Source organism: Pseudomonas sp. FSO-7, assembly GCF_059579345.1.
In genome coordinates this window covers 2,506,258-2,524,146 of sequence record NZ_CM184193.1, presented here as the reverse complement: position 1 = coordinate 2,524,146, position 17,889 = coordinate 2,506,258, and the positions used below count along the sequence as shown (strand labels likewise).

Annotated in this window: 17 protein-coding genes and 1 tRNA gene; 10 read left to right on the top strand and 8 right to left on the bottom strand. The window is 61.7% G+C overall.

Translation table 11 applies throughout. The annotated features are described in order from the left end of the window. The first annotated feature begins 678 nt into the window (after nucleotides 1-678). Together AC515T_RS11160 and AC515T_RS11155 are read left to right on the top strand one after the other, a co-directional pair. On the top strand, nucleotides 679-969 hold the full coding sequence (locus tag AC515T_RS11160; protein WP_496532507.1) for a type II toxin-antitoxin system ParD family antitoxin: 291 nt from the start codon (nucleotides 679-681) through the stop codon (nucleotides 967-969). A 2-nt stretch (nucleotides 970-971) separates the two neighbouring features. Next, a complete protein-coding gene (locus tag AC515T_RS11155; protein WP_496532506.1) occupies nucleotides 972-1,328 on the top strand; it encodes a type II toxin-antitoxin system RelE/ParE family toxin in 357 nt (118 codons plus the stop codon). Between the two features lie 91 nt (nucleotides 1,329-1,419). Here the strand turns inward: AC515T_RS11155 and AC515T_RS11150 are convergent. The 6 genes from AC515T_RS11150 to AC515T_RS11125 all read right to left on the bottom strand — a co-directional run bounded on the left by AC515T_RS11150 (nucleotide 1,420) and on the right by AC515T_RS11125 (nucleotide 5,949). Beyond that, nucleotides 1,420-1,495: transfer RNA gene (locus AC515T_RS11150), tRNA-Gly, on the bottom strand. 63 nt (nucleotides 1,496-1,558) lie between these two features. Continuing rightward, on the bottom strand, nucleotides 1,559-2,119 hold the full coding sequence (gene pgsA, locus AC515T_RS11145) for a CDP-diacylglycerol--glycerol-3-phosphate 3-phosphatidyltransferase (protein WP_018608070.1): 561 nt from the start codon (nucleotides 2,117-2,119) through the stop codon (nucleotides 1,559-1,561). A 32-nt stretch (nucleotides 2,120-2,151) separates the two neighbouring features. Further along, nucleotides 2,152-3,975 carry an excinuclease ABC subunit UvrC gene (uvrC, locus tag AC515T_RS11140; protein ID WP_122568227.1) on the bottom strand — a complete coding sequence of 608 codons (1,824 nt, stop codon included), beginning with the start codon at nucleotides 3,973-3,975 and terminating at the stop codon, nucleotides 2,152-2,154. Between the two features lie 2 nt (nucleotides 3,976-3,977). Further along, nucleotides 3,978-4,619 carry a response regulator transcription factor GacA gene (gene gacA / locus AC515T_RS11135; RefSeq protein WP_003200277.1) on the bottom strand — a complete coding sequence of 214 codons (642 nt, stop codon included), beginning with the start codon at nucleotides 4,617-4,619 and terminating at the stop codon, nucleotides 3,978-3,980. Nucleotides 4,620-4,745: 126 nt separating this feature from the next. Next, nucleotides 4,746-5,180 (bottom strand): GNAT family N-acetyltransferase, encoded by a 435-nt coding sequence (locus tag AC515T_RS11130; protein ID WP_496532505.1) that lies wholly within the window; start codon nucleotides 5,178-5,180, stop codon nucleotides 4,746-4,748. A 7-nt stretch (nucleotides 5,181-5,187) separates the two neighbouring features. Beyond that, a complete protein-coding gene (locus tag AC515T_RS11125) occupies nucleotides 5,188-5,949 on the bottom strand; it encodes a carbon-nitrogen hydrolase family protein (protein ID WP_496532504.1) in 762 nt (253 codons plus the stop codon). 614 nt (nucleotides 5,950-6,563) lie between these two features. Between AC515T_RS11125 and AC515T_RS11120 the strand changes: the two genes are divergently transcribed. After that, nucleotides 6,564-7,634 carry a 3-deoxy-7-phosphoheptulonate synthase gene (locus tag AC515T_RS11120; RefSeq protein ID WP_496532503.1) on the top strand — a complete coding sequence of 357 codons (1,071 nt, stop codon included), beginning with the start codon at nucleotides 6,564-6,566 and terminating at the stop codon, nucleotides 7,632-7,634. 153 nt (nucleotides 7,635-7,787) lie between these two features. On the opposite strand, the gene AC515T_RS11115 is transcribed toward AC515T_RS11120, so the two are convergent. Further along, complete coding sequence (locus tag AC515T_RS11115) at nucleotides 7,788-8,849, bottom strand: hypothetical protein (RefSeq protein WP_496532502.1); 1,062 nt, start codon at nucleotides 8,847-8,849, stop codon at nucleotides 7,788-7,790. Between the two features lie 324 nt (nucleotides 8,850-9,173). On the opposite strand from AC515T_RS11115, the gene AC515T_RS11110 reads away from it, so the two are divergent. Together AC515T_RS11110 and AC515T_RS11105 are read left to right on the top strand one after the other, a co-directional pair. After that, nucleotides 9,174-10,043: an esterase/lipase family protein gene (locus AC515T_RS11110; protein WP_496532501.1), complete on the top strand. Its 870-nt coding sequence runs from the start codon at nucleotides 9,174-9,176 to the stop codon at nucleotides 10,041-10,043. 96 nt (nucleotides 10,044-10,139) lie between these two features. Continuing rightward, a complete protein-coding gene (locus tag AC515T_RS11105) occupies nucleotides 10,140-10,421 on the top strand; it encodes a peptidylprolyl isomerase (RefSeq protein WP_122568222.1) in 282 nt (93 codons plus the stop codon). Here AC515T_RS11105 and AC515T_RS11100 read toward each other — a convergent pair. Beyond that, nucleotides 10,385-10,597 carry a Cys-every-fifth RiPP peptide CefA gene (locus AC515T_RS11100; RefSeq protein ID WP_496533109.1) on the bottom strand — a complete coding sequence of 71 codons (213 nt, stop codon included), beginning with the start codon at nucleotides 10,595-10,597 and terminating at the stop codon, nucleotides 10,385-10,387. The two genes, AC515T_RS11105 and AC515T_RS11100, sit on opposite strands and share 37 nt — an antisense overlap. 82 nt (nucleotides 10,598-10,679) lie before the next feature. On the opposite strand from AC515T_RS11100, the gene AC515T_RS11095 reads away from it, so the two are divergent. The 5 genes from AC515T_RS11095 to AC515T_RS11075 all read left to right on the top strand — a co-directional run bounded on the left by AC515T_RS11095 (nucleotide 10,680) and on the right by AC515T_RS11075 (nucleotide 17,795). Then, a complete protein-coding gene (locus AC515T_RS11095) occupies nucleotides 10,680-12,548 on the top strand; it encodes an extracellular solute-binding protein (RefSeq protein ID WP_496532500.1) in 1,869 nt (622 codons plus the stop codon). Then, nucleotides 12,548-13,606 (top strand): microcin C ABC transporter permease YejB, encoded by a 1,059-nt coding sequence (locus AC515T_RS11090; protein ID WP_496532499.1) that lies wholly within the window; start codon nucleotides 12,548-12,550, stop codon nucleotides 13,604-13,606. Before AC515T_RS11095 ends, AC515T_RS11090 begins: the two co-directional genes overlap by 1 nt. Beyond that, nucleotides 13,606-14,628: an ABC transporter permease gene (locus AC515T_RS11085; RefSeq protein WP_496532498.1), complete on the top strand. Its 1,023-nt coding sequence runs from the start codon at nucleotides 13,606-13,608 to the stop codon at nucleotides 14,626-14,628. Before AC515T_RS11090 ends, AC515T_RS11085 begins: the two co-directional genes overlap by 1 nt. A 26-nt stretch (nucleotides 14,629-14,654) precedes the next feature. Continuing rightward, a complete protein-coding gene (locus AC515T_RS11080; protein ID WP_496533108.1) occupies nucleotides 14,655-16,235 on the top strand; it encodes an ABC transporter ATP-binding protein in 1,581 nt (526 codons plus the stop codon). Between the two features lie 144 nt (nucleotides 16,236-16,379). Next, nucleotides 16,380-17,795 carry a sigma-54 interaction domain-containing protein gene (locus tag AC515T_RS11075; RefSeq protein ID WP_496532497.1) on the top strand — a complete coding sequence of 472 codons (1,416 nt, stop codon included), beginning with the start codon at nucleotides 16,380-16,382 and terminating at the stop codon, nucleotides 17,793-17,795. Nucleotides 17,796-17,889: the final 94 nt, after the last annotated feature.

Genomic DNA, 17,889 nt, shown 5'->3' with positions numbered 1-17,889 from the left:
TATCGTTGCTGTTAGTCATAAACATACCCGTTTGCCTATCCCTTATCGTAAGGGGGAACGGTGTCCTGTCTTTCATGGGGCTCGTTCACCACCCAACCCGAGACATTTACTGGCAGGAATCAATTACCACTGCGCAATCGAAATCCTAGGCGGAATGGCGTGTTGACTAACCCCTGTCTGGCCTGCGGCAAATCTTCGTACCGCCCAGCAGGAAGGTTCGCAGGATGATGGGACATTAGGAGTGATGCTAGTCATAAGAAGGCAATGTGTCGGTATGGGTCGATTAGGCAAAAGGCTCGTAGCGAATCCTATCAAGGCACCATGGCAACCGTGATGGAGTTGACCTCGAGGGTTGAGCGCCAGGGTGCGACGGGCTGGCGACAATGTACGCGGCGCGCTTCAAACGATCGGAGAGAACGCCGACCACATCAAACAAGGCTTGGCCAAACTGAAGGCCCAAGGCCCACTCCAATCAAGCTGTCCACGACGTCCCGCCTGCGACAGCGTTGTTTGGACTTTGTGCGCATGCGGTCCGGGTCAGCACGCGCTGTTCGGCGCAAAGGATGACCCGTGCGACACACTTCGTTAGATACACATCCCAAACTATGTGTTCGCGGGTAAATTGGCATAATATGCCATTGATCGAAAGAACCTGTTTGCCGAAAGCTGGAGCTCATTATGGCGACGCGAAACGTTGTGCTCACCCCTCACCAAGACCAGCTTATCCATGACCTGGTTCAGTCCGGTCGTTATCAGAATGCCAGCGAAGTGATGCGAGAAGGTTTGCGTCTATTGGAGCAGCGCATCGCCGAAGACACCGCAAAAATTGAGACCCTGCGTCAGGCGACCTCAATCGGCATCATGGATCTTGAGCACGGGCGCTTTACTCAGTTGAACGAAGGGGATCTGGAACACTACCTCGAGGGCTTGAGCCAGGAGGCCACCCTCCCCGCGCGCGAGAAACGTTGAGCATGCCGCAGTATCGGATTTCCAACGCGGCGCGCGCCGACATTGTCGACATCCTCAGGCTCTCCCATCCGCAGTTCGGCGATCAAGCACGCCAGCGCTACCAAGCACTGATCCTCGCGGCGCTGCAAGCGATTGCCGACACGCCTTATTGCATCGGCAGCCACGACCGTGATGAGCTTGCACCGGGCCTTCGCAGCTATCACCTCATCTATTCACGCCAGCAGGCCAAACACCCTCATGGGACGGTCAAAAGCCCGCACCATGTCGTGTTCTATCGTGTGGCAAACGACGACGCGATCGAGGTCGTCCGCCTCCTTCATGACGCTATGGAGGTGCAGCTGCACCTGCCTACCGACTGACGTGCTCGAACCTCCAGCGCAATGCATGTCACGCCGGGGCATTTTTCAGGCACAAAAAAGCCACTCATCTGAGTGGCTTTTTTGTGAATCTTGGAGCGGGAAACGAGACTCGAACTCGCGACCCCGACCTTGGCAAGGTCGTGCTCTACCAACTGAGCTATTCCCGCGTCTTGGTGTGGCGCATTCTATAGATTCAGATTACGCCGTCAACCCTTTGATTCAAAAAAGTTTTATTTCGGCTCTACATCCGTCCGCAGATGCGGCCAGGCGGCGCGCAGGTATTGGACCATCGACCACAGCGTCAGCCCAGCGGAAACCAACAGCAATGCATAGCCCAACAGCACCCAGAAGCTGAAGTCCGAGGGGTTGGCCAGCAGGATCACCAGCGCCAGCATCTGCGCGGCGGTTTTCCATTTACCGAGGTTCGACACCGCGACCTGGGCACGGGCGCCCAGCTCGGCCATCCATTCACGGAGCGCCGAGACGACGATTTCGCGGCCGATGATCACCGCCGCCGGCAAGGTCAGCCAGAGGTTGCCGTGTTCTTGTACCAGCAGCACCAGTGCCACCGCGACCATCAGCTTGTCGGCCACCGGATCGAGGAAGGCACCGAACGGCGTGCTCTGCTCCAGGCGTCGGGCCAGGTAACCATCCAGCCAATCCGTCGCGGCGGCGAAGGCGAAAACCGAGGCGGAGGCCACGTAGCTCCAGTGGTACGGCAAATAGAACAGCAAAATGAAGATCGGAATGAGCAGGACGCGTAGAACGGTAATCAGATTTGGGATATTCATCGGCACAACTGGCTACAAGGTTGACGGGCATTCTACTCGCTGTGCAGGTTTGCATAAATCGACTCTGCGAGCTTTTTACTGATACCGGGTGCTTTGGCTATCTCCTCGATGCTGGCACGAGACAGTTCCTGCAATCCACCAAAATGTTTCAACAAGTCGCGACGGCGCGTCGGACCGACGCCTGCCACACCTTCGAGTGTAGACGTACGGCGCGTCTTGCCACGACGGGCACGGTGTCCGGTGATGGCGAAACGGTGGGCTTCGTCGCGGATCTGCTGGATCAGGTGCAGCGCCGGTGAATCGCCCTTGAGGGTGAACTCATGGGCGGCGTCGTTCAGGTACAAGGTCTCGAAGCCGGCCTTGCGCGTCGCGCCCTTGGCCACGCCCAGCAGGATCAGGTCGGGGACCATCAGCTCATTGAGTACATCGCGGGCCATGGACAACTGGCCTTTGCCGCCGTCCACCAGGAGGATGTCTGGCAACTTGCCCTCCCCGTCCTTCAGCTTGCCGAAGCGTCGCATCAATGCCTGGTGCATCGCCGCGTAGTCATCGCCCGGCGTGACGCCTTCGATGTTGTAACGGCGGTAATCGGACTTGATCGGGCCTTCCGGACCGAACACCACGCAGGACGCCACGGTCGCCTCGCCGCTGGAATGGCTGATGTCGTAGCACTCCAGCCGTTGCGGCGGCTCGTCCAGGTTAAGGACATCGGCCAGGGCATCGAACCGCGCCGCCACGTGTTGACGGTTGGCCAGGCGCGCGCCCAGGGCCTGCTCGGCGTTGGTCACGGCCAGTTGCTGCCAACGGGCACGAGTGCCGCGAACGCGGTGGCTGATGGTCAGTTCGCGACCGCGAAGCTTGTCGATGGCTTCGATCAGGGCCGGGAAATCTTCATGGACCACATTGACGATCAACTCGGCAGGCAAGTCGCGTTCCGGACTGCTGATGTAGTACTGGCCCAGGAAAGCCGCCATGACCTCGGCCACGTCTTCCTCGATACCCACTTGGGGGAAGAAGTTCTTGCTGCCCAGCACCCGACCGCCGCGCACGCTGATCAAATGCACGCAGGCGCCGCCCGGGTTGATGAACGCGGCGATCACATCGACATCGCCGCTGCCGCCTTCCATGCTTTGCTGGTCCTGCACGCGGCGCAACAGGCCGATCTGATCACGCAGCTCGGCGGCCCGTTCGAATTCAAGGTTGACCGCCGCGTCCTCCATGGCCGCCGACAGTTCATCGGTCAGCGCATTGCTGCGCCCTTCCAGGAACATCACCGAGTGACGCACGTCCTCGGCGTAGACCTGCGGCTCGACAAACCCCACGCAAGGCGCCTTGCAGCGCTTGATCTGGTACTGCAGGCAGGGCCGGGTGCGATTCTTGTAGTAGCTGTCTTCACACTGGCGAACGAAGAAGGTCTTCTGCAGCAGGCTAAGGCTTTCACGAATCGCGCCGGCGCTGGGGTAAGGGCCGAAATACCGCCCCTTGGCCTTCTTCGCCCCGCGATGAATGCTCAGGCGCGGAAAGGCCCCGTCGGACAGGAACACGTAAGGGTAGGATTTGTCGTCGCGCAGCAGGATGTTGTACGGCGGGCGCCATTCCTTGATCAGCGTCTGCTCGAGCAGCAGCGCCTCGGTTTCATTGGCGGTGATCGTCGTTTCGACTTGCGCGATGCGCCCCACCAGGGCGGCAGTCTTCGGCGCTAGGCCGGTTTTGCGGAAATAACTGGCCAGGCGTTTCTTGAGGTTCTTGGCCTTGCCGACATAAAGCAGGCGCGCGTCGCTGTCGAACATGCGGTACACGCCGGGGCGACCGCTGCAGGTGGAGAGGAACGCGCTGGGATCAAACAATTCAGTCATTTTCAGGCGCTGGCATCGACCATGCCGTGGCGCACGGCCAACAGTGTCAATTCGACGTCACTGCTGATCGAAAGCTTCTCGAAGATACGGTAACGGTAGGTGTTAACGGTTTTAGGCGACAGGCACAGCTTGTCGGAGATGATCTGCACCTTCTGGCAACCGACAATCATCAGGGCAATCTGGATTTCCCGCTCCGACAGTGCGTCGAAGGGCGAATCGTTGGTCGGCTGGAACGACTTGATCGCCAATTGCTGGGCGATCTGCGGGCTGATGTAGCGTTGCCCGGCAAAAACCAGACGAATGGCCTGGACCATCTCGTTCAGGCCCGCGCCCTTGGTGAGGTAGCCCGCCGCGCCCGCCTGCAACAGCCGGGTGGGAAATGGGTCCTCTTCGCAGACGGTCACCGCGACCACCTTGATGTCCGGGTGACTGCGCAATAGCTTGCGCGTGGCTTCAAGACCGCCGATGCCGGGCATCTTGACGTCCATCAACACCACGTCGGGTTTCAATTCACGCGCCTTGATCAGGGACTCTTCCCCGGATTCAGCCTGGCCAACTACCTGCAAGCCATCGATGTCAGCCAGCATTCGTGTAATGCCCGTACGGACGAGATCATGGTCATCGACCACTAACACCCTAATCAAGCAGACACCTCACGATTTGGTCTTATTTGGGTTGCACAACACCTTAGCAAAAAGCATCCGGCAGACCTAGCGCAAAGGGACAGATAAAAGTTACAACGCATCTTTATCGGCACGGCATCCGAGGCTTCAAGCACCGGCGTCTCGCTGCATCCTCAGGAAACACTCGTCCTCGCCCACGACACGCAGGCCCATGCGTTCGTACAACGCCCTGGCCGGATTATCCTTGAACACCGTCAGGCGCAGCGCCGGCCGACGTTCCAGCGCCACCAGGTCCCAAACCTGTCCGATCGCCCAGGTCCCGGCGCCCTGCCCGCGGAACGCCTCGCTTATCTGCAACTCCCGGATATACAACGCCCGGGCATCACGACTGAGACTCACAAAGCCCAGCGCCTGGCCTGCACGGCTGATTATCCAGTTCTGGCGAATGATCCAGGCCAGATCGAATGCTTCGTCCTGCCAGAGCAAATCATGCCTGAGGTAATAAGGAAGCATGTTGTCGCAGGTCAGCTGCCGGGCGAAGTCGATGTCCCCGTTCGTTGCAGCACGCCACTCAAAGCTCATGAGGACTTCATCCGCCGTTGGTCACCGGCACGACTTGCACGGCCCAGCCGTTGGCGTCGCGGCGGGCAACCACCAGCAGCTCGCCCGTGCCTGGCGCCGCTGCGAGCAGCGAGCCATCAGGGCCCCAGATAGCGCTGCGGCCAGCCGATTCCCAACCGCCAGTGACGCCGCCATGATTAGCCATCAGCACGGTCATGGCATGCTGTCGGGCATAGCCTTGCAACAACGTCGTATCGGCCACATAGCCACCCTCGGTGATCAACACCCCCGCTGCATACAGCGTAGCGCCCTGCCCGGCTGCCGCGGCCGCATGGCTGGCGTGGGAAAAATCGGCACACACCGCCAGGGCGATGCGATCCTCCCCCATTGTCAGCATCGAGCCACCATGGCCCGAAGCGAAGGCGACTTCTTCCCCTGGGTGCAGATGTTGCTTGCTGTACACCCCGAGGGAGCCGTCAGCGCCGAGGACCAGCGCGCCGATCAACACCGGAGCATCGGCCGACAGTCGAATGGGCATGCCCACCACGGCGGTCAGGCCGAGTTCTTGCGCCAGGTCACGCAGCGGTTGCAGCAGGGCATCCTCCGGCAGGATCGCCAGACCCGCCGCCAGGCCACGTTCGTAACCGGTGAGCGACAATTCCGGGAAGACCAGCAACTGCACACCCTGTTCAGCGGCTGCCAGCATGAAACGCTGATGACACGCGAGGTTGGCGCGAATGTCTCCCGCGACGGAAATCGATTGGGCGGCGGCGAACGCTGGAACGGTCATGGGTCATCCCTGGGAGGCGGTGCAAACCTCAAGTGTGTCATAAAGCCCGGTGGACTCAAGCCAGGGCGAACAATTGAATGCCCTCGATAGAATTTTCTGATTGAACCGCCGCCCTGCCCTCTAGTAAGCTCAGGGCCATTCATCGGAGACAGACCATGTTCAACGCCCTCTCACCGCTTAACACCGCCAGCGCCCCGCGCTCGGTTGCGGCTGCCCGGGCGAACAGCGTTGAAACTCCGGTCAGCTTTTATTTTGGGTATTGGTTTAGCCACTGGCGCGCCTGATACCCAACCGGCGCCCACTTTAAACGGGTCGCCTTCCAGAGTTTTCCAAACCCCCGGTCGGCCTCCCGACCGGGGGTTTTGTTTTTTCGGCCCCACACATTCGCAACACCAGACAACTTGAGGATTGAGCCATGAACTACGCCACTTATTACCGTTACGACAGTTTTTCCGCCTGGCGATTTACCAGCCACCGCTCGGGACAGCCTGCCGCCTCCGATCGGTCACCTACCGGTGGCAAGCCTCAATTGCGGGCCCATACGGCCAATTGTCGAACACCCCACTAGGACCGGCGCGGGAACGAACCCGCCGCCCGTCCAGGAAGCCAAAATCATGAATTCGTCCGTCTCTGCTGTGCCGCTGTCCACGCTCAACCCTGCCAACGAAGCCCTGACCCTGCGTCTGCCGAGCTCGTTGCAACTCAAGCACCAATTGCCGCTCGGCACCGCGTTGAGCCATCAAGTGAGCGTCCACCGCCAGGCCATCCGCGCGATCCTCGACGGTGAAGACTCCCGCCTGCTGGTCATCATCGGCCCCTGCTCGATCCATGACCCGAAATCCGCCCTCGAATACGCCACCAACCTGGCTCGCCTGGCCCACGAAGTGAGCGACAGCATGCTGCTGGTCATGCGCGCCTACGTGGAAAAGCCCCGCACGACTGTGGGTTGGAAAGGCTTGGCCTACGATCCCGGCCTGGATGGAAGCGACGACATGGCCGCCGGCCTGACCTTGTCCCGGGAGCTGATGCGCGAGATGCTGCAACTGGGCCTGCCCGTCGCCACCGAACTGCTGCAACCCATGGCCGCCAATTACTTCGATGACCTGCTCAGTTGGGTCGCCATCGGCGCTCGCACCACCGAATCGCAGATCCACCGGGAAATGGCCAGCGGCCTGGGCATGCCGGTGGGCTTCAAGAACGGCACGGACGGCGGGGTTGGCATTGCCTGCGACGCCATGCGCTCTGCCGCCCACCCCCATCGGCATTTCGGCGTCGACAGCCAGGGGCATCCGGCGATCATCCAGACACCGGGCAACCCCGACACCCACCTGGTGCTGCGCGGCGGCCATCGCGGGCCGAACTATGATCGCCAGAGCGTCACGCAGATACACAGCGACCTGACCCGCCTCAAGATACCGGCGCGGATCATGGTGGACTGCAGCCACGCCAACAGCGGCAAAGACCCGTTGCGCCAGCCGCAGGTGTTCAATGACGTGCTGGAACAACGGCTGCAAGGGAACCGTTCCCTGATCGGCATGATGCTCGAAAGCCACCTGTTCGAAGGCTGCCAGCCACTGGGTCCGTCGATGCGCTACGGCGTCTCGGTCACCGATGGTTGCCTGGGCTGGGAGTCCACCGAGCAGTTGTTGCGCGAGGCTCATCGCAGGTTGCAATTGCCAGCTTGAGGTCCGACCCCACCGCCCCCTGGAATCAGGGGGAAGCCTGGGCCTCTTTGTGGGAGCGAGCTTGCTCGCGATGACGGTGTGCCAGACAACATCAGGCTGGCTGAACTGACGCCATCGCGAGCAAGCTCCCACAAAGGCTGTGCAAGCCTTCGCTCAGCCGGGCGCCTTGGAACGCACCCGGACCGTCACCCACTCGGACCGCTGGCTGACGTCATCCAGGCGCTCGACCTGATAGAACACACTCACCGACCTGTCGCGCTGGTCCTGCCAGTAACTTGCAGGCATCACAAACACGAGCGGTTTACCTGCCGTGGCCTCGGTGATTTCGCGCTCAAGCACATAAGCGGAGCTGCCGTTGCACTGCAACCAGACCAGCTCGCCCGCCTCAAGCCCGGGCTCATCAATGACAATCGTCACCCCCTCTTGCAGCTCGTCGGCCTCCAGCCACCCGTCGCTCATCCCTCGAATCTGCAGAGGCTTCAGCGCAGGGCGCTGCAGCGGACCGATGTGCAACGACAAGGGCTCAGCCCGACGCACCGAGTGTCCACGCCTGACGACATAGGCCAAGGCAAGGTCGTGTCCCACATGGGGGGCGATCAGCGAATGATCGATCCAGAGCGACACCTCACGACCGACCGCATGGGCTTCTATGTCCAGCACATCGCGCCACAACGCCTTGAAATCCTTGCTGGCAGTCAGGATCACGCGATCGCCGACCGCCATCCTCGCGTAGGGCCGAATGCTCACCCACGTTCCTTCAGGCACCCGATTCGGATCGAGACTCCCCCCCACCGCATCGTTGGCAATGGCAGGCAGCAGTTGCGGCGATGCATCGCCAATTTCCAGTTGCAGGGGGTCCGAAACCAGCGCGGCCGGCAACTGTTTGCCCGTCACCTGGTAGGAAATCGCCAGCGAGCCGCCGTCCAACTCGGCGATATGCGGTTCGCGCACGACGAACACGACGTTTCGCCCCACTTGCCGCTCCGTGACGAACCCGGCCACTTCATGCCGGTAGGGTTCGCCATCGTTGTTGAGGCCGTGCCAACGCAGCAGCACCTCATCCCCGCACGTCATCATGGGATAAGGCTTGACGGTAACAACGGTCTTGCGCCAAGCGGGGTTGATCACCCCATCCCTGGCCGCTGCCAGGACCGGCGGCGGCAGCCTTGTTCCTGAGGTTGAACGAGATCGTTGAAGCGATGGATAGGTGATCATGTACAGGCTCCACTCCTTGGATAAAGGCACCGTTCCCATAACGGTGCCTGGTGAAACCATTAAAACCCGCCCGCGGCAAACCCACAGCCAGACAAGGCGACAGCGGGAGTGGTCCCTTGACGCTCCAACCTGTAGCTGCAAACGACAACGCTTATAGGAGGCCTCCTACATCTTTGAGTACCACCGGACTTCTTCTCACTCTTCCCACTTTTTTTATGCCGGTTTCCTTGGATCAGGGCGGTTTCTTCCTACACCGCACAGGCTGAGCCTGCATTAGAGTGAGGTCGCAAATTCAAGGTGAACCTCTTCGAAAAAGGTACGAACATGCAACGGAATGCAACCACTCAATTTCCCATCCTGTTGGTCCATGGGTTGTTCGGGTTTGACAAGATCGGCGGCTTCGAACTTTTCCATGACATCAAACAGGTCCTACGCGCAGGCGGTGCCCGGGTGTTCATCCCATACTTGTCGGCCACCCACTCCAACGAGGCCAGGGGCGAACAACTGCTGGTTCAGATCGATCGGATCCTGGCCGGCACCGGTACCACCCGGGTTAACCTGATCGGCCACAGCCAGGGTGCGCTGGCCGCCCGCTATGCTGCCGCGCTGGCACCCGAAAAAGTAGCCTCGGTCACGTCGGTCAGCGGCCCCAACCACGGCTCCGAACTGGCCGACTTCCTGCGCAAGGCCCTGACCCCCGGACGGCTACCAGGCCATGTGGCAAGGTGCGTCGCCACGCTGTTCGCCGATTTCATCTCGTTGCTGAACGGCCAGGCGCTGCTATCGCCGGCCGCCGTCACCGCACTGGCGGCGCTGACCACTGAGGGTGTGGGCGCCTTCAATGACAAATACCCCCAGGGCCTGCCAAAGCATTGGGGCGGGAACGGTCCGGACCGGGTCAACGGTGTGCGCTACTACTCATGGAGCGGCACGTTGCAAGAATCTACGGATAAAGAACGGCAGCCTTTGCAAGTTTACTGCCGCGCCTTTTCCGAGTACTTCATCACCGAAGCCGGGCAGAACGACGGCCTGGTGGGGCGCTTCAGTTCACACCTGGGCAAGGTCATTCGCTCCGACTATCCCATGGATCACCTGGAGGCTATCAACCCGGGAAGCGGCAAGGCCTGCAAGGGGACAGACCCCGCAGAGCTTTACCTGCGCCACGCCGAGCGCCTGCGCAAAGCCGGCCTTTGATCGCCAGGCCCAAGGTTTTGACGCAATTTTGACAACACCCCGCCAATGAATCCGGTAGGCTCAACACCTTTAAATACATCGAAAGGAATTTGCCCCATGGCCAAAGCCACTGCCCGTCACATCCTGGTTTCCACCGAAGACAAGTGCAACGAACTCAAGGCCCAGATCGAGGCCGGCGCCGATTTCGCCGAAATTGCCAAGGCCAACTCCTCCTGCCCGTCCAGCCGTCAGGGCGGCGACCTGGGTTCGTTCGGCCCGGGCCAGATGGTCAAGGAATTCGACACCGTGGTGTTCAGCGCACCGCTCAATACCGTCCAAGGCCCGGTCAAGACCCAGTTCGGCTACCACCTGCTGGAAGTCACCAGCCGCCAGGATTGATGGTCCCTAGTGGGAGCAAGGCTTGCCCGCGATGAACGATAACGCGGAACATCTGTTGGTCCGCGGCGCAGCAATCGCGGGCAAGCCTTGCTCCCACAGGCATTGCTCCCACAGGCATTGCTCCCACAGGCATTGCTCCCACAGGCATTGCTCCTACAGGCCTTGCTCCTACAGATAATCCCTCGTCACAAGGGCTGGCGATTCAGGCGCCGCTCGCGTACAAATCGTGTCATCGATCACCCGGCTCTAAGGCTGACAATGCGACTGGCGTTCCCTTCACTGCTATTGATTGCCGCGGTCCTGCTGACAGGCGCTTCAGACGTCGATGCAGCACCGCAACATGCCCTGACCGTCTATGGCGAACCCGCCAAATATGCCGAAGGCTTCGGCCACTTTGCCTACGCCAACCCCCAGGCCCCAAAAGGTGGCACCATGCGCCGCTCGGCCGTGGAAATTGGCCATTTCGACCACATCCTGCCCTACATCGACAAAGGCATCGGCGTCAGCCAGATCGACGGGATGCTGTACTCGCCACTGGCCCAGCGCTCGCTGGACGAGCCCTATACCGTTTATGGCCTGGTGGCGCAGAAGATGGAGCGTAGCGACGATGGCCTGTCCCTGCGTTTCTACCTGAACCCCAAGGCCCGCTTCGCCGATGGCAAGCCCATCACCGCCCAGGACGTGCGCTACAGCTTCGAGCTGTTGATGACCCAAGGCAGCCTGCGCTATCGCACCCAGTTCGCAGCGGTCAAGGACGTCGTGGTCGAGGACGAGCGCACCGTGCGCTTCAACTTCAAGAACAACGAAAGCCGCACCCTGCCCCTGGACATCGCCACCCTGCCGGTCTTTCCCGAACATTGGTGGAAGACCCGCGATTTCGCCAACGGTGGCGGCTACGAGGCGCCACTGGGCAGTGGTCCTTACCGGGTGAGCAAGGTGGATTCCGGGCGCAGCATCACGTTCGAACGCAATGCCGATTGGTGGGGCAAGGACTTGCCGGTCAGTCGCGGGCTCTACAATTTCGACCATTTCAGCATCGAGTACTTTGGCGACACCGACGTCGCCCGCCAGGTGCTGCGCGGCGGTGCCTACGACTACAACCGCGAATTCTCCGCCACCGGCTACGCCATCGGCTATGACGGCCCAGCCCTGCAGGACGGGCGCCTGCAAAAGGCTCACCTGGCCAAAGAGGCGCCCCAGACCGCCCAAGGCTTTGTCTTCAATCTGCAAAAACCGCAGTTCCAGGACCGCCGAGTACGCCAGGCCCTGGCCATGCTCTGGGATTTCGAATGGAGCAACCGCCAGATGATGCGCAACGTCTATGTGCGTCAGCAGAGCTACTTTTCCAACACTGACCTCGCCGCCCGCAAACTGCCCGATGCCGGCGAGCTGGCGATTCTGGAGCCGTTGCGCGGGCAGATTCCCGACGAAGTCTTCACCCAGGTCTTCCAGGCTCCGAAAACCGACGGCAGCGGCGTGATCCGCGATAAGCAACTGCAAGCCCTGGCCCTGCTGGAACAGGCCGGCTGGAAACCCGACGGCGACCGCCTGGTGAATGCCGAGGGCGAACCGCTGAGCTTCACGTTCCTGAACAGTCAGAACGGTATCGACCGCCTGCTGCTGCCCTACAAGCGCACTCTGGCGCAAATCGGCATCGACATGAGCATTCGCCGCATCGACGCCTCCCAGTACGTCAATCGCCTGATGAGTCGCGACTACGACATGATCATCACCGGCTACCCCGTCAGCACCTCGCCAGGCATGGAACTCTACAATTACTTCGGCTCGGCGGCCGCCAACGATCCGGGGGCCAACAACTACATGGCCTTGAAGAACCCAGCGGTGGATGCGCTGATCGACGGCTTGGTCAAGGCCACCACCCAAGCCGACATGCTGCGCCATGCCCACGCCCTGGACCGGGTGCTGCAGTGGAATTACTACTGGATCCCCAACTATTACCCGCCGGGCAGCTCGACCGTGTGGTGGAACCGCTTCGGCATGCCAAAAGTTCAGGCCAGCAATGACGAGGCCATCGAAAGCTGGTGGGAAGTGAGCACCACACCGCTGACCAACGAGCAGATGCGCGCCGAACGCATCAGGCGCGGCACACCCGGAGGGCCGCATTGATGTGGGCTTATATTGCGCGGCGCCTGTTGCTGATCATTCCCACGCTGGTGATCATCCTGCTGGTGAACTTCGTCATCGTGCAGGCCGCACCCGGCGGGCCGGTGGAACAGGCCATCGCCCATCTGCAAGGCATCGGCGGCAGCAGTGTCGGCAGCTCGGGCGGTGAGATGACCGGCAGTTCCCGCGCCAGTCGTGGCCTGGACCCGCAACTGATCAAGGACATCGAGAAACAATACGGCTTCGATAAACCGGCCCACGAGCGCTTGTGGCTGATGCTCAGCAGTTACGCCCGCCTCGACTTCGGCAAGAGCTTCTTCCGCGGTGCCACGGTCACCGACCTGATCCTGGAAAAGATGCCGGTGACCATCTCCCTCGGGCTCTGGGCGACCCTGATCACGTACCTGGTGTCGATCCCCCTGGGCATTCGCAAGGCCGTGCGCCATGGCTCGGCATTCGATGTGTGGAGCAGCACCGCGATCATCATTGGCTACGCCATGCCAGCGTTCCTCTTCGCGATGTTCCTGATCGTGATGTTCGCCGGCGGCACCTCGCTGAACTGGTTTCCGGTGCGCGGGCTGGTGTCGGACAACTTCGAGTCGCTGTCGACCCTGGGCAAGATCGCCGATTACTTCTGGCATCTGGTGCTGCCGGTCACCTCGCTGGTGATCGGCGGCTTCGCCACCCTGACGATCCTGACCAAGAACTCGTTCCTCAATGAAATCACCCGCCAGTACGTGGTCACGGCGCGGGCCAAGGGCATGAGCGAACAGCGGGTGCTCTACGGTCACGTATTCCGCAATGCGATGCTACTGGTGGTCTCCGGCATTCCCCAGGCATTCATCAGCGTGTTCTTCGCCGGCTCCTTGCTGATCGAGGTGATCTTTTCCCTCGACGGCCTGGGACGCATGAGCTACGAGGCCGCGGTGTCCCGGGATTACCCGGTGGTGTTCGGCTCGCTGTTCATCTTCACGCTGTTCGGCCTGCTGATCAAACTCATCGGCGACCTCTGCTACACCCTGGTGGACCCGCGCATCGACTTCGCCGCGAGGAACGCCTGATGTTCAAGCTTTCTCCCTTGGGCCGTCGGCGTTTCGAACGTTTCAAGAAAAACCGTCGGGGCTGGTGGTCACTGTGGCTGTTCATCGGCCTGTTCATTCTGAGCCTGGGCGGCGAATTGATCGCCAATGACAAGCCACTGGTGGTCAGCTACCAGGGCTCGTTGTATTTCCCGGCGTTCAAGCGCTACACCGAGCAGGCCTTTGGCGGGCAGTTGCCGTTCCAGGCCGACTACCGCAGCAGCTACGTGCAGAACCTGATTCACAAGGACGGCGGCTGGCTGTGGTTTCCACCGATCCCGTTCAGCGACGACACCCCCAACTACGAGCTCAACCAGCCGGCCCCGAGCCCACCCTCCACCGTGAACTGGCTGGGCACCGATGACCAGTCCCGGGACGTGCTGGCCCGGGTGATCTTCGGCGCGCGGGTGTCGATCCTGTTCGCCCTGGCCCTGACCGCCATCAGCGCGCTGATCGGCATCGCCGCCGGTGCGTTGCAGGGTTATTACGGCGGTTGGGTGGATCTGCTCGGGCAACGCCTGCTGGAAGTCTGGTCCGGGCTGCCGGTGCTCTACCTGTTGATCATCCTGTCCGGCTTTGTGGAGCCGAATTTCTGGTGGCTGCTGGGGATCATGGCGCTGTTTTCCTGGCTGGCCCTGGTGGACGTGGTCCGCGCCGAGTTCCTGCGCGGGCGCAACCTGGAATACGTCAAAGCCGCCAGGGCTCTGGGCTTGTCCGACCGCAAGGTGATCGTACGGCATATCCTGCCCAACGCGATGAACGCCACCCTGAGTTACCTGCCCTTCATCCTCACCGGGGCGATCTCCACCCTCACCGCCTTGGACTTCCTCGGTTTCGGCATGCCGGCCGGCAGCGCCTCCCTGGGCGAGTTGATCGCCCAGGGCAAGCAAAACCTGCAAGCGCCGTGGCTGGGACTGACGGCGTTTTTCACCTTGGCGCTGATTCTTTCCCTGTTGGTGTTTATCGGCGAAGCGTTGCGAGACGCGTTCGACCCACGCTCTTGAAAACAGCCATGAAGCGGACCCTTGAGATGAGCAAAAACCTGATCGAAATCCGCGACCTGAGCGTGGCCTTCAACGACCAGACGGTGGTGCGCAACCTGTGCCTGGACATCCGCCCTGGCGAATGCCTGGCCCTGGTGGGCGAGTCGGGTTCCGGCAAGTCGGTGACAGCCCATTCGATCCTGCAATTGCTGCCCGAGAGCGGCACCCGCACTACCGGCAGCATTCGCTATCGCGGCCAGGAACTGCTGGGCGCCGAGGCCAAGACCCTGCGGGAGTTGCGCGGCAACCGCATCGCCATGATCTTCCAGGAACCGATGACCTCGCTGAACCCGCTGCACAGCGTCGAGAAACAGATCGGTGAAACCCTGATGCTGCACCGGGGCCTGGGCGGCAAGGCGGCGCGCCAGCGCATTCTCGAGCTGCTGGCCCTGGTGGGCATCCAGAAACCCGCCGAGCGACTCAAGGCCTACCCCCATCAACTGTCCGGCGGCCAGCGGCAACGGGTGATGATCGCCATGGCCCTGGCCTGTGAGCCGGAACTGTTGATTGCCGACGAACCGACCACGGCGCTGGACGTGACTGTGCAACGCAAGATCCTGCTGTTGCTCAAGTCCTTGCAGCAACGGCTCGGCATGTCCTTGCTGCTGATCAGCCACGACCTCAACCTGGTGCGCAGCATCGCTCAACGGGTGTGCGTGATGAAGGCCGGGGAAATCGTCGAGCAGGCGCCGTGCGAAACCCTGTTCAGCGCCCCGAAACATCCCTATAGCTGCGAGCTGCTTCACGCCGAACCGGAAGGCGAAGCCCTGCCCCGGGACGAGCGCGAAGACGTGTTGCAGGTGCGCGACCTGCGCGTGAGTTTCGCCCTCGGTGGCGGGCTGTTCCGGCGCAAGGAATATTTGCGCGCCGTGGACGGTATCAGCCTGAGCATCCAGCGCGGCAAGACCTTGGGCATCGTCGGCGAATCCGGTTCCGGCAAGTCCACGCTTGGCCAGGCGATCCTGCGACTGATCGAGTCCGAAGGCAGCATCCACTTCCAGGGCCAAGCCCTTGAGCAGTTATCCCACAAGGCACTGCGGCCGTGGCGCAAGAAAATGCAGGTGGTGTTCCAAGATCCATTCGGTAGCCTCAGCCCGCGCATGTCGGTGCAGCAGATCATCAGCGAAGGCCTCGAAGTCCACAGCCCGTCCAGCCCCGAGCAGTGTGAAGCGCAGGTGATCCAGGCCCTCGAGGAAGTCGGCCTCGACCCGCAGAGCCGCCACCGCTACCCTCATGAATTTTCCGGCGGGCAGCGCCAACGCATCGCCATCGCCCGGGCCCTGGTGCTCAAGCCGGCCCTGATCCTGCTGGACGAACCGACCTCGGCCCTGGACCGCACCGTGCAGAAACAAGTGGTCGCGCTGCTGCGCCAGCTCCAGGAAAAGCACGGCCTGACCTACCTGTTCATCAGCCATGACCTGGCGGTGGTCCGCGCCCTGGCCCACGACATGATCGTGATCAAGGACGGCAAAGTGGTCGAGCAAGGCGCCAGCCATGACGTGTTCGACGCGCCCCAGCATCCCTATACCAAGGAGTTGTTGGCGGCGGCGCAGCCGGGGTGGGCATAATCCGGCGCATGGCATAGCCTGTGTCGCCCCCATCGCGAGCAAGCTCGCTCCCACAGTGGTCTGCGTCGCACTGAAGATCCAATGTGGGAGCGAGCTTGCTCGCGATGAGGGCCTGACAGGCAACACACAATCCGGGACCCGACCATGAACCCCACCGAAAGCCTCAAGGACTACAAGCGCGTGCGCACGCTGGCGATCCGTTCGTTGTTCGAGATCATCGAGCAGTCCAGCGAAGGCACGGTGATTGTCGACCGTGACGCGAATATCGTCTGGATGAACGAACGCTACGCCCGGCGCTTCGGCCTGAACTCGGCGCAGGAAGCGATTGGTCGGGCGTGCGAGAGCGTGATTCCCGGCAGCCTGTTGCGCGAAGTGGTGCGCACCGGGCGGCCGATCCTGCTGGACATGCAGGACACCCCCAAGGAGCCGCTGGTGGTGATGCGCCTGCCGATCCACGACAGCGCGGGCGCGGTGATCGGTGCCATCGGCTTTGCCTTGTTCGATGAATTGCGCAGCCTGTCGCCGATGCTCAAGCGCTATCTGAGCATGCAGGAAGAACTGGCCTCCACCCGTTCGCTGCTGCGGGCGCGGCAAACCAAGTACAACTTTGCCCATTTCATTGGCACCAGCAGCGCGGGCCTGGAGGTCAAGCGACGGGCCCGGCGCAGCGCCAGCGCCGATTCACCGGTGTTGCTGCTCGGCGAAACCGGCACCGGCAAGGAGCTGCTGGCCCAGGCCATCCACAGTGCTTCGCCGCGCGCGCACAAGGCGTTCGTCAGCATCAACAGCGCGGCGATTCCCGAATCGCTGCTGGAAGCCGAATTCTTCGGCACCGCGCCTGGAGCCTTTACCGGGGCCGACCGCAAGGGCCGCGCCGGCAAGCTGCAGATCGCCCAGGGCGGCACGCTGTTCCTCGACGAGATCGGTGACATGCCGTTGCCGCTGCAAAGCAAACTGCTGCGGGTGCTCCAGGAAAAAGAGTACGAACCGGTGGGCTCCAACGAGGTGCTGCAAAGCGACGTGCGAATCATCGCCGCCACCTCCATGGACCTGGAAGCGGCGATCAAGCGCGGAGAGTTCCGCGCCGACCTGTATTACCGCCTCAACGTGTTGCCGATCCAGGTCCCGCCGTTGCGCGAACGCCTGGATGATTTGCCGGCCTTGAGCGAGGCGATCCTGGAAGAGCTGCGCAGCCAGCACGAACTGAACCCCGCCGCCCTCGACCTGCTGCGGCAACACGCCTGGCCGGGCAACATCCGTGAACTGCGCAATGTACTGGAACGGGCCGCGCTGCTCAGCGATGACCTGATGCTCACGGCGGCGGACATCCGTGCGGCCATCGGGACCTTCGTACCGGTGACGCGCCCAGCGGACGTGAGCTTCGCCCCCCTGCCCCATGAAACCTTCAGCCAGGCCCGGGCGCGCTTCGACCGGCAATTGATCGAAACCACCCTCGCGCAATGCGGGGGCAAGGTGGTCGAAGCGGCCGAGCGGCTGGGGTTGGGGAGGTCGACGTTGTACAAGAAGATGGTGGCGTTGGGGATTGCGGAGTCTCAATAAAGAGACTCAATTCTCAAAATATAGATATCCGGCTTTGGAGCGCATCGCGCTCATCGCGAGCAAGCTCGCTCCCACATGGGGACGGCGTTCTTCT